This window comes from Rhodococcus sp. 1163 (assembly GCF_002091985.1).
GTDB lineage: Bacteria > Actinomycetota > Actinomycetes > Mycobacteriales > Mycobacteriaceae > Rhodococcoides.
On record NZ_MKKX01000020.1, the window covers coordinates 19109 to 31386 of the forward strand.

The following is a 12278-nucleotide window of genomic DNA, read 5'->3' on the forward strand; positions in this document are numbered from 1 at the left end:
GACGTATCAGCTTCGCCAGCGCGCTCCGACTGCTTCTCCCGCTGCAGCTACTGCCGCATCGCGAGCCTCCGACGCCTGCGCCTCGGTCAACGTTCCGTCCACACCGCGGAAGACGAGAGCAAAAGCCAGCGACTTTTGCCCCTCGCCGACCTGCTCGCCTTCGTAGACATCGAAAAGCCGAATGCTCTCGAGCAATTCACCCGCGCCGGACTTCAACGCCGATTCCACCTCGAAGGCTGGGACCGTGTCGGCAACCACGACCGCGACGTCCTGCATCACCGCCGGGTAGGGAGAGACGACCGGCGCCGGGAACGACTCGATGATCGGCAGTGCATCAAGATTCATCTCGACCGCACACGTGCGCGACGGCAATTGCGCCCGCTCGAGCACTGCCGGGTGCAGCTCCCCCGCATAGCCCACCACTACACCCTCGACAACCAACTCCGCGCATCGCCCCGGATGCCACGGCAGCTTCTGCGCCGCCCTCAACTCGATCTCGACCCCCGCTGCAGTCGCGACGGTTCTCGCCGCGGCGAAAGCGTCCGACGCCTCCACTGGTCGGCCCGGACCCCAAGGACCGGCCGGCACACTGTGACCGGTGAGGACCGCACCCACATGAACGGGCTGATCCGGCAGCGACCCACGCAGGTGAGCGATCTCGGCGTCCGACGGTCGAGAATCGACGGCAATGGGCTCCACCGTGACGGTGTCGTCACCGGGCAGGACGACCTGCGCTATTCCGAACAACAACAGATCACGCTGACCACGAGCGACGTTGCGCGCGAGAATCTCGAGCAAGCCGGGAAGGATGGTCGTCGCCAGTTCCGGCCGATCGGCTTCCAACGGGTTGAGCACCGTCGTGGTTCGCCGACGCGCATCATCCGCCGGAAGGCCCCACGTATCGAAGACCCCTGTCGGAAGGAACACGTTCGGCAATACCTCGACGTAACCGGCGAAGGCAAGCGACTTGCCGACTGCGCGCTTTCGCTTCTGCGTGGGGGTCAGTCCGCGGCCTGCGGGTGCTGAGGGTAATACGGACGGAATCTTCTCCAGACCCTCCAGCCGCAGAACTTCCTCGACGAGGTCTGCGGGTTGCTGCAGATCCGGCCGCCAGGTCGGCGGCGTCACGACGAGTTCGCCGTGGCCCGACTCGCTGACGCCGACCTCGACCTCGCACCCGACCTGAGTGAGCCTGCGCGCCGCGACGCCGTTCGGATACGCCACCCCGGCGATGCGGTCGGGCAGGTCGATATCCATGCGAACGGCGGGGAACACCACGGCCGATCCGACATCGGTCAGCAGCGGTTCGATTCGGCCGCCGGCGATGTCCACGAGCAGCTGAGCGGCACGATCGAGCGCAGCGACCGGCAGCGCGGAATCCACCGTGCGTTCGAAACGCTTACTGGCCTCGCTCACCAATTTGTGACGCCTACCGGTCCGAAACACCGCCAAGGGATCGAACGAGGCAGCTTCGAGAATCACATCTACGGTGTCGGCGCCGACCTCGGTCGATGCCCCACCCATGACTCCGGCCAGCGAAATCGCACCGGAATCGTCGGCGATGACGACATCCTCCGCGTCCAGAGTCCGCTCGACGTCATCGAGCGTAGTGAGCTTCTCCCCTGCCTTTGCACGACGGACGACGATGTCACCCGACAACTTCGCAGCGTCGAACGCGTGCAGAGGCTGTCCCAGCTCGTGCAGAACGTAATTCGTCACATCGACCGCCGCCGAAATCGGCCGGACGCCCGCGAGAAGCAGACGACGCTGAATCCACCACGGCGTGACCGCAGCCGGATCGATTCCACTGACCTTCCGCAGCGCGAACCGAGCGGCGTTCGACTCGGTCTCGACCGTCGCAGGCCACACTTCACCTTCGTTGTTCTGCACCGGACCACTGGCCGGATCGGCGAATTCGAGATCGAAGCTACTTGCAAGCTCACGCGCGAGACCACGCACCGAGAACGCGTAGCCACGGTCCGGCGTCACGTTGAGCTCGATGACCGAATCATCCAGACCCAGAACCACTTTGGCATCGTCGCCGGGCGTCGCAGTCCCCTCGGGCAGGACCAGAATGCCGGCATGATCACGGCCGAGACCGAGCTCCAGCGTCGAGCAGATCATGCCGTTCGACGTCTTGCCGTACGTTTCACGCGCAGCAATGGCGAATCCACCCGGAAGCACGCTGCCTGGCAGCGCAGCGACGATCAGATCACCCTCGGCGAAGTTACGAGCCCCGCACACGATCTCCTGCGGTCCGTCTGCCCCGACGTCCACCGAACAGAAACGAATCGGCTTCTTGAACTCCGTCAACTCGGTGATCGACGTGACCCGACCAACGACCAGGGGGCCCGTCACCTGGTCGAGCGAATCGAGCTCCTCGACCTCGAAGCCGACCCGAACGAAGCCCTCGTCGAGTTCTTCCGGCGTCACTTTCCACTGCGGCGCCGTGCGCTGTAGAACCTCGGTCAACCAGGATTGTGGAACTCGCACGTCTGCTCAGCTCTTTCTGCGTGTCGAAAACGGTGGTGCCTCGCGGGCAGTCGGTAAAGAAACGTTGCGTCCGTCAGGCCTCGACGCCGAAGGGCAACGTGAAACGGATATCGCCCTCGACGATGTCGCGCATATCGGGAATGTCGTTGCGGAACTGCAGAGTCCGCTCCAAGCCCATCCCGAATGCAAATCCCGAGTACACCTCCGGATCGATTCCGCTGGCACGGAGAACCTTGGGATTGACCATTCCGCAGCCGCCCCATTCCACCCAGCCGGCTCCGCCCTTCTTCTTCGGGAACCACACGTCCACCTCCGCCGAAGGCTCGGTGAACGGGAAGTAGTTGGGACGCATACGAGTGCGCGTCTCGTCACCGAACAGTGCACGCGCGAACGCGTCGAGAGTTCCACGCAGGTGAGCCATCGTCAGCCCCTTGTCGATCGCAAGACCTTCCACCTGGTGGAACACCGGGGTATGCGTCGAGTCGAGCTCGTCGGTGCGAAAGGTCCGACCAGGGCAGACAATGTAGATCGGCAACTCGCGCGACAGCATCGAGCGCACCTGTACAGGCGAGGTATGAGTCCGAAGCACCTGACGGGAACCCTCGGGTGCGATATGGAACGTGTCCTGCATGGTGCGCGCAGGATGATCAGGCAGGAAGTTGAGAGCGTCGAAGTTGAAATGCTCGGTCTCGACTTCCGGACCCTCCTCGACTTCCCATCCCATTGCGACGAAAACGTCCGCTACCTGATCGGAAATGATCGTGATGGGGTGACGAGCGCCGACCGGACGAGCATTCGACGGCAACGTCACGTCGATCGTCTCGGCGACGAGAATCGCCGCATCGCGCTCGGCGAGAAGAACCTCGCGGCGCGCGTCGAACGCCTTCTGCACGCGATCGCGCGCGACCTTGACGCGTTTGCCGGCGTCAGCCTTCTGATCCCCCGGAATCGAGCCGAGAGCACGCTGAGCAAGGGCCAGCGGCGCGCGGTTGCCGATGTGCTCGATCTTCACCTTCGACAACTCGTCCAGATCAGATACCTCGGCGAATGCCTTCTCCGCACCATCGACCGCAGCAGCCAGCGCGGACTCGTCGAGCACGCTCGGATCGACAGGCTGGGCGTTGTCGCCATCTTTCTTCGCCACGAGAGGTGCAACTCCTTGATGGTGGGTGATGTCGTTCGAACGACTCTGCCGATCCTAAGCGAGAAGGTCGAGTCAATTATTGCGGGACCTGCGCTGAGCGCGGGCACTCGAGTACAAGCAGATAGCTGCCGCTGTTGCCAGATTCAAGCTCTCGGCACGACCATGAATGGGAATCCTGACGCGATGATCGGCCGAAGCTGCCACAGTCGCGTCCAATCCGTGAGCTTCATTGCCGAACAACCACGCCGTCGGACCACTCAGCAGCTCGTCGGCATCATCGAGATCGATCTCACCATCGGCGGCGGTGGCAAGAATTTTCATTCCGCTCGCCCGCAGGGCACCGAGCCCCTGTTCGACCGAGCGTTCGCGAGCGATCGGCAAGTGAAAAAGACTCCCCGCCGACGCTCGTACACATTTGCCGTTGTGCGGATCGACCGAATCCCCCAGCAGCACGACCGCATCGGCACCGACGGCGTCGGCGACCCGGATGACCGTGCCCGCGTTGCCCGGCTCAGATACCTCCACCGGAACAGCGATCAAAGTGGGATCGACTCCGAGGGCATCGCCGAGCGCCACATCCACGAGTCGACAGACCGCGACGATCCCAGGCGGCGTCACCGTGTCGGACAGACCCTTTGCCGCTCGAGCGCTGATGGCATGGGTTCGAATTCCCGCGCTGCGGGCCGCATCGAGAACGCTGCCGTTGCGATCGGCGGAATCCTCCGCATAGAACAACTCTCGGACGACACCCGCACCGAGTGCCTCGGTCACCGAGTTGGTTCCTTCGGCCAGAAAAAGCCCCGACTTTCGACGCTCCGACGCACGCAACAGCTTCACAGCCGAAACGACCCGTGGAGTCCGCTCGGTGAGCATGTCCACGGGCCGTTCAGGATCTAGATCGTCGTGCGTCAGCTTGCTCAGGCTGCTTCTCCAGCAGGAGCGTTGACGTCGGCAGGCAATGCAGCCTTGGCGATGGCCACGAGGCCGGCGAAAGCCGGTGCATCCGACACAGCGAGCTCGGCGAGGATCTTGCGGTCGACCTCGACGCCTCCGAGCCGCAGGCCCTGGATCAAGCGGTTGTACGTGATGTCGTTGGCGCGAGCTGCTGCGTTGATACGCGTGATCCACAGCCGACGGAAGTCACCCTTGCGTGCCTTGCGGTCACGGTATGCATAGGTGAGCGAGTGGAGCTGCTGCTCCTTGGCCTTGGTGTACAGACGTGAGCGCTGTCCGCGGTATCCCTTGGATGCCTCGAGAATCGAACGGCGCTTCTTCTGGGCGTTGACCGCCCGTTTTACGCGTGCCACTGGCAAATCCTGTCGATCTGGGGGCTTCTAGAAACCCCGAATGGTAATGGGATGGCGCCGACCAAGACGGTCGACTATGAAGTCCAGATCAGATGCCGAGCAGGCGCTTCATCCGCGGCACATCGGCCTTGGTCACAACTGCGACGCCGTCGAGACGACGGGTTCTCCTGCTGGACTTGTGCTCCAGCAAGTGGCGACGACCAGCCTTCTGGCGCATGATCTTGCCGCTGCCGGACACCTTGAATCGCTTCTTGGCGCCACTGTGAGTCTTCTGCTTGGGCATGGAGTCCTCAGTTCTGTGTTGCTCTTCGGTCTTGCTCGGCACGTCCATGCCGATAGCGTCGGCATGGAACGTCTTACGGGTCGTACTCGGTTCGGCAGCGCAGTCTCTAGTTGCTCGGCGGCGTTGCTGCTGCCGGAGCATCTGTCGGAGCAGGCTCTGCAGCGGCGGGTGCCGGAGCAGCCGAAGCCGAGGTAGTCGGTTCCGGAGCAGGAGCACGCTGAGCGGGCGGAGCCGCCGCACTTTCCTGTGCCTTGACGCGAGTCTTGGCACCCTTGTGTGGGGCCAATACCATCGTCATGTTGCGACCGTCCTGCTTGGCCGAGGTCTCGACGAAGCCAAGATCTGCAACGTCTGCGCCCAGACGCTGCAGCAGACGGAATCCGAGCTCCGGACGAGACTGCTCACGTCCGCGGAACATGATGGTGACCTTGACCTTCGACCCGGCTTCGAGGAAGCGAACAACGTTGCGCTTCTTGGTCTCGTAGTCGTGGGCGTCGATCTTCGGGCGGAGCTTCTGCTCCTTGATAACGGTGAGGGTCTGGTTCTTGCGCGATTCGCGCGCCTTCTGCGCTGCCTCGTACTTGAACTTCCCGTAGTCCATGATCTTGCAGACCGGCGGACGAGCGTCGGGAGCCACTTCTACGAGATCGAGATCGGCTTCGAGAGCCAAGCGGAGTGCATCTTCAACACGCACGATGCCAACCTGTTCACCGCCAGGTCCGACCAAACGAACCTCGGGAACACGAATGCGATCGTTGATGCGAGTCTCAGTGCTGATGGGGCCTCCTAGGTAGTGCGGTGAGGGGTCTAGCCGACCGCCCGCCATTGGCACAGCCCGCCTGCCCGGGTCCTTCGACACTCATTGTCGGAGAACACTCTCTCCTACAACGAAAAAACCCTGCTCCAGCATTCCGCTGGTGCAGGGCCCGATGTCGACCGATCGACAAATACCGCATACATCGCAATATCGTCTCCTCCGAAGAGGAAGCCCGAGTGGCATCTCTGCTACTGCGGGCGACCGGACCGGAACCAGCTTGAAACACTGGGTACCGGTGGGAGTCGGGCTCCACTTGCTGCCTCCGTACAGTGCGCTTTCGTAAGAAAGAACACGCCGAAGACGGTCGATGAGGAACAGTACCAGCCGCCCAGGGTTTCGAGAAATCGACGCCTGCGGGAACACGCCGACAGCATCAATGACGCGCTCGAGCGATTTGATCGTATGAATGGACCATTCAAGTGATGTGGGCATCGCCGCGGGTACACCTGATGTCAGTGGCTCGTGCCGCCGTGCCATCCTCGTGAGCATGACGAGCACTCCCGAACCTGTCAATGAAGGCCGCGAACCAGAAGTCCGCGAACTCGCAGACGTTCCCGCTGTCGAAGTAATCAGCCGTGCCGCCGTGATGCTCATGAGCTCGGCGGCCGAGAAGCTTGGCCTGTCCGAGCCGGACCCGTCGGAAAGCCCCTATCTCGATCTCGACGAAGCGCGACGAGTCATCACCGCACTCGCAGGGCTCGTCACGGCGTCGGTCGAGTACCTCGGACCACACGCCGGACCGATCCGCGAAGGGCTTCAGGCTCTGCAGAAAGCATTCCGCGAAGCGTCCGCGCATCCCGACGAGCCAGGGAAAGGTCCCGGAGAGAAGTACACCGGCCCGGTGTACTGATCCGCTTCCTACGCCTTTTCCGCTCGCCGGCCACCTTCGGCCCGCTTCGGCTGGACATCCATGGGGATGGTCAGACCGAAGCGGCCTTTCGTGGTCGGCGCTTTTTGACCGGCGCCTTTTTCGGCTCCGGCGCGGGTTCACGGGACAACGCCTCCTGCAGGAATTTTCCGGTATAGCTTTCCGGAACTGCTGCTACTTCCTCTGGATTTCCTTCTGCCACAACCGTTCCACCGCCATTGCCGCCTTCTGGTCCCATATCGATCACCCAGTCGGACACCTTGATGACATCGAGGTTGTGCTCGATGACGATGACGGTGTTGCCCTTGTCGACGAGACCGTTGACCACACCGAGCAGCTTCCGAATATCCTCGAAATGCAGGCCGGTGGTCGGTTCGTCGAGAATGTAGACGGTCCGTCCTGTCGACCGCTTCTGGAGTTCGGCAGCGAGCTTCACGCGCTGCGCCTCACCGCCGGACAGCGTCGTGGCGGGCTGGCCGAGTCGGACGTATCCGAGGCCGACCTCGACGAGCGTCTTGAGATACCGGTGGATGGAAGTGATGGCCTCGAAGAAGTCCGCTGCCTCCTCGATGGGCATATCGAGGACCTGCGCGATCGTCTTCCCCTTGTAGTGGACCTCGAGCGTCTCACGGTTGTAGCGAGCGCCTTCGCACACTTCACAAGGTACGTACACATCGGGAAGAAAGTTCATCTCGATCTTCAAGGTTCCGTCGCCGGAGCACGCCTCGCACCGACCGCCCTTCACGTTGAACGAGAACCTACCGGGCTGATAGCCGCGAACCTTCGCCTCGGTGGTGGATGCAAACAGAGTGCGAACCTTGTCGAACACGCCGGTGTAGGTGGCTGCGTTCGACCTGGGCGTACGCCCGATCGGTGACTGATCCACGCGCACGAGCTTGTCGAGTTGGTCCAAGCCGTTGATGCGGGTATGACGGCCCGGCACCTGCCGCGCCCCGTTGAGCTTGTTGGCCATGACGGTCGCCAAAATGTCATTGACCAGCGTCGACTTACCTGAACCTGACACTCCGGTCACCGCAGTCAGCACTCCGAGGGGGAAGCTGACGTCGATGCCGCGCAGATTGTGCTCGCGAGCACCCACGACGGTGACCTGACGCTTCTTGTCGACAACCCGTCGCGCATCGGGCAATGGAATCTGTAAACGCCCTGACAGGTATGCGCCCGTCAGCGACTCTTCCGAGGTCAGTAGATCCTCGTAGGAACCGCTATGTACGACGCGGCCACCGTGTTCACCGGCGAGCGGTCCGATGTCGACCACCCAGTCTGCGGTTCGAATTGTGTCCTCGTCGTGTTCGACGACGATCAGGGTGTTGCCGAGATCGCGGAGTCTGGTCAACGTGTCGATGAGCCGACGGTTGTCGCGCTGGTGCAACCCGATGGATGGCTCGTCGAGCACGTACAGCACTCCGACCAGTCCGGACCCGATTTGGGTAGCGAGCCTGATGCGCTGAGCTTCCCCGCCGGAAAGCGAGCCAGCAGGGCGCGACAGCGACAAATATTCGAGACCGACGTCGAGAAGGAAGCCGAGTCGCGCTTGAACTTCTCGAAGCACCTGACCGGCGATGGCTTCCTCTTTGGAACCCAGCGTGAGGCTGTTCAAGAAGTCTGCGGTTTCGGAGATGGATAGTTTGCAGACATCAGCAATCGACTTCGCACCGAAATCGCCCGCTTCGATCGTGACCGACAGAATCTCCGGGCGCAGCCGGTCTCCCCCGCAGGCAGGGCAGGGAACGTCGCGCATGTAGCCGTCGTAGCGTTCCTTCATCTGTTCGGACTCGGTTTGCTCGAGCCTGCGATGCAAGAACGGCATGACGCCTTCGAACTCCGCATAGTACGAGCGGGTGCGACCGTAGCGGTTCTTGTACTTGACGTGAACCTGGTGCTCGCTGCCCTCGAGAACTGCGCGCTTGACCTTGGCGGGCAGTTTGCTCCACGGCGCGTCGAGGTCGAATTCCATGGCGTCGGCCAGCCCGGACAGCAGGCGGCCGAAGTACTCCGATGTCTGGCCCATCGACCACGGGGCGATGGCACCGCCGGCAAGCGAGAGATCCGGATCCGGAATGACCAGCTCGGGGTCCACTTCCTTGCGCACGCCGAGACCGAGGCATTCGGAACACGCGCCGTACGGGGAGTTGAACGAGAATGACCGTGGCTCCAGGTCGTCGATCGAGAGTGGGTGCGCGTTGGGACATGCGAGCTTTTCGGAGAATCGACGTTCGCGGTCAGGGGCATCTTCTTCGCGGTCGACGAAGTCGAGGACCACGATGCCGTCGGCGAGACGCAGTGCGGTCTCGACGGAGTCGGTAAGACGCTGTTTGGAGCCGGCCTTGACAGTGAGTCGGTCGACCACGACCTCGATGTCGTGCTTCTCCTGCTTTTTCAGCTTCGGAGGATCATTGAGTTGGTGGACCACGCCGTCGACACGGATACGCGAATAACCCTGGGTATTGAGAGAATCGAACAGGTCTACGAACTCACCCTTGCGGGTACGGACGACCGGTGCGAGGACCTGAAATTTGATCCCCTCTTCCATCTCCAACACCTGATCGACGATCTGCTGCGGGGTCTGCCGGGCGATCCTTTCGCCACAGACCGGGCAGTGGGCCGTCCCAGCACGAGCGAAGAGCAGGCGGAGATAGTCGTAAACCTCGGTAATGGTGCCCACAGTCGACCGCGGATTTCGGTTGGTCGACTTCTGATCGATGGAGACAGCAGGCGACAATCCCTCGATGAAGTCGACGTCCGGCTTGTCCATCTGTCCCAGAAACTGGCGCGCATACGCGGACAGCGACTCGACATAACGGCGCTGGCCTTCGGCGAAGATCGTGTCGAAGGCGAGCGAGGATTTGCCTGAACCCGAGAGACCTGTGAAGACGATGAGGCTGTCCCGAGGAAGGTCGATGTCGACCCCTCGCAGGTTGTGTTCACGCGCACCCCGCACTATCAGGCGATCCGCCACTGTCTTCCCTTCTTGTCGAACGACCAGGCTGTCAGGCTCGTGTACCACCGGCCTGAACAGTCGAACCGTCGCTCCATGGATGCATACGTGAGGGCGAACCTCACGCAGTAGCAATGCTAGGCCGACCCTCTGACACGTTCTTCCGACTCGGAGGGCCGGACAGGGTTTGCAGTCGCGCCGACGGTAGCGTCCACCAGATGGACGAGCACCTTATGGCCATCGACGACGACTACACCGGCGCAGTCTCCCCCGGATCAGCGCCTGCGCGACGCACGATCTCGAGCGGGACGATCACAAAGATGTCGGTCGGCCCCATGGACAACAATGCGTATCTCATCGTTTGTTCCACCACCGGAGAATCGATGCTGATCGATGCAGCGAACGAAGCACCACGCCTGGCGCAGTTGATCGACGAGAACGCGCCAAGACTCTCACTCATCGTCACCACGCACCAACACGCTGATCACTGGCAGGCATTGGAAGACATCGCAGCAGGCACCGCCTCACCTACTGCTGCGCACAGTTTGGACGCCGAACCACTCCCGGTGACACCGGACCGCCTGCTGCAAGAAGGAGACAGCATCGACGTGGGTGAACTCACGTTCGACGTCATCCATCTGCGAGGACATACGCCTGGGTCGATCGCGTTGGCTCACACCGATACCGAGGACGGCGTCGTTCACATCTTCACCGGCGACTCACTCTTTCCAGGCGGTGTCGGAAAGACGTCGGGACCCGAGAACTTCGTACAGCTTCTCGACGACGTCACCACGAAGCTGTTCGACCGGTTCGGTGACGATGCCATCGTCTACCCGGGCCACGGCAAAGACACGACGCTCGGTGCCGAACGCCCTCACCTCGGCGAATGGCGCGAACGCGGGTGGTGAAACACCGTCACGCTTGAAACCTAGGAAGCCTGGGTATGGCTACGCTGGAACAACGTGGTCGGTATGGGGGCTTACTCCTGTGCTGCGCCGCGTGGAACATCTTCGTTCACCTACGAACTACGCAGGAGGCTGTCAATGCTTGTCCGCCGTATCGCCCGACCGCTGATGTCGACCATCTTCATCGCGGGGGGCATCGACGCGCTCCGGAACCCAACAGGCAGGGCGCAAGCCGCCACACCACTGATCGAACAGGGCCAGGACGCGTTGCCGGACAGCGTCACTTCGAATCTCCCCAGCGATCCCGAGACACTGGTCCGGATCAACGGAGCGATTCAGGTCGGCGGCGGTCTTTTGCTTGCCACCGGTAAGGCACCGCGGATTGCCTCACTCGCGCTGGCGGGCAGTTTGATTCCGACGACCTATGTCGGACACGCCTTCTGGAACGAGACCGATCCCGCTGCCAAAGCTGCGCAGCGCACTCAGTTCTTCAAGAACGTCAGCCTGCTGGGTGGCCTGCTCATCGCTGCGGTCGACACCGAGGGCAAGCCATCCCTGGCATGGCGGGGTCGCCGTGCCGCACGTAAGGCGTCAGAATCCGTTCAGTCTGCGCTACCCGGATCCCATGACACCGCAGACCGTCTCGGTATCGCTTCCGACCGCGTGAAAGAGCTGGCAGCGGTCGCTGCGACTCGTAGCTCGCACTTTGCCGACGCCGCACAGCCCGTCGTATCCAAGTGGGCCGACGTCGCAGCGGAAAAGGGCTCGGAATTCGCCGACGCCGCACAGCCCGTCGTATCCAAGTGGGCCGATGTCGCAGCGGAAAAGGGCTCGGAATTCGCCGACGCCGCACAGCCGGTGCTCTCACGTTGGGCGCACAAGGCCGAAGACCGTGGCTCCGAACTCGCCAAGGTCGCGCAGAAGCGCGGCTCCAAGCTCGCCGACAAGACAGCCGACCGTAGTGCCGAGCTCGCCAAGGTCGCGCAGAAGCGCGGCTCCAAGCTCGCCGACAAGACAGCCGACCGGGGATCAAAGCTCGCCGATACGGCAGCCGAGCGCAGTGCCGTCTTGGCCGAGCTTGCCCAGGATCGCGGCTCCAAGTGGGCCAATCTTGCCACTGAGCGGGCATCGGAATTTGCCGAACTAGCGCAGGACCGCGGCAGTAAGTGGGCTGAAGTCGCCGCCGATCGGACCGAAACACTCAGCAAGCGTGCTCGCAAGCGCGCGGCACAGCAGAGCCGGGAGTTCGACAAGGCGACCGAGAAGGCTCAGGCCAAACTCGAGAAGAAGGTCGAGCAAGCCAAGAAAGAGCTGGACAAGCGCGTTCAGAAGTACTCCAAGTAGCCATTTCGACAGGCTGATCGAAAAGGGCCCCGTCCTGAACTGCGGTTCTGCGGCGGGGTTCTTTTTTGTCGTAGACTGCTTGGGCGAATTTCGATTCACCGAAATTTCGCCGCCGAACTCCCGAGGAGACCCTTTGCCGGACGACGGCCCCACAATCGCTG

At 62.4% G+C, this 12278-nt stretch carries 10 protein-coding genes; 3 read left to right on the plus strand and 7 right to left on the minus strand.

All coding sequences use genetic code 11. The features are described 5' to 3' along the window. Positions 1-6 precede the first annotated feature (6 nt). The 6 genes from pheT to infC form a co-directional block, all read right to left on the minus strand. Complete coding sequence (gene pheT, locus BJD99_RS09025) at positions 7-2493, minus strand: phenylalanine--tRNA ligase subunit beta (protein ID WP_084346510.1); 2487 nt, start codon at positions 2491-2493, stop codon at positions 7-9. Positions 2494-2566: 73 nt separating this feature from the next. Continuing rightward, positions 2567-3637, minus strand: coding sequence for a phenylalanine--tRNA ligase subunit alpha (gene pheS / locus BJD99_RS09030; protein ID WP_084346511.1), 1071 nt, complete (start codon positions 3635-3637; stop codon positions 2567-2569). 72 nt (positions 3638-3709) lie between these two features. Next, on the minus strand, positions 3710-4516 hold the full coding sequence (locus tag BJD99_RS09035) for an RNA methyltransferase (protein WP_084346512.1): 807 nt from the start codon (positions 4514-4516) through the stop codon (positions 3710-3712). 38 nt (positions 4517-4554) lie between these two features. Continuing rightward, complete coding sequence (gene rplT / locus BJD99_RS09040; RefSeq protein WP_084346513.1) at positions 4555-4944, minus strand: 50S ribosomal protein L20; 390 nt, start codon at positions 4942-4944, stop codon at positions 4555-4557. An 88-nt stretch (positions 4945-5032) separates the two neighbouring features. Further along, positions 5033-5227: a 50S ribosomal protein L35 gene (rpmI, locus tag BJD99_RS09045; protein ID WP_084346736.1), complete on the minus strand. Its 195-nt coding sequence runs from the start codon at positions 5225-5227 to the stop codon at positions 5033-5035. Between the two features lie 106 nt (positions 5228-5333). After that, a complete protein-coding gene (gene infC, locus BJD99_RS09050; RefSeq protein ID WP_084346514.1) occupies positions 5334-6053 on the minus strand; it encodes a translation initiation factor IF-3 in 720 nt (239 codons plus the stop codon). A gap of 478 nt (positions 6054-6531) precedes the next feature. Between infC and BJD99_RS09055 the strand changes: the two genes are divergently transcribed. Next, complete coding sequence (locus BJD99_RS09055; protein ID WP_084346737.1) at positions 6532-6894, plus strand: DUF1844 domain-containing protein; 363 nt, start codon at positions 6532-6534, stop codon at positions 6892-6894. Positions 6895-6964: 70 nt separating this feature from the next. Here BJD99_RS09055 and uvrA read toward each other — a convergent pair whose 3' ends face one another. Continuing rightward, positions 6965-9889 carry an excinuclease ABC subunit UvrA gene (uvrA, locus tag BJD99_RS09060; RefSeq protein WP_084346738.1) on the minus strand — a complete coding sequence of 975 codons (2925 nt, stop codon included), beginning with the start codon at positions 9887-9889 and terminating at the stop codon, positions 6965-6967. Positions 9890-10086: 197 nt separating this feature from the next. Here uvrA and BJD99_RS09065 point away from each other — a divergent pair, with 197 nt between their 5' ends. Continuing rightward, the gene (locus BJD99_RS09065; protein ID WP_084346515.1) at positions 10087-10776 is read left to right on the plus strand and encodes an MBL fold metallo-hydrolase; all 690 of its coding nucleotides are present in this window, start codon (positions 10087-10089) and stop codon (positions 10774-10776) included. A gap of 135 nt (positions 10777-10911) precedes the next feature. After that, on the plus strand, positions 10912-12117 hold the full coding sequence (locus BJD99_RS09070; RefSeq protein WP_084346516.1) for a DoxX family protein: 1206 nt from the start codon (positions 10912-10914) through the stop codon (positions 12115-12117). Positions 12118-12278: the final 161 nt, after the last annotated feature.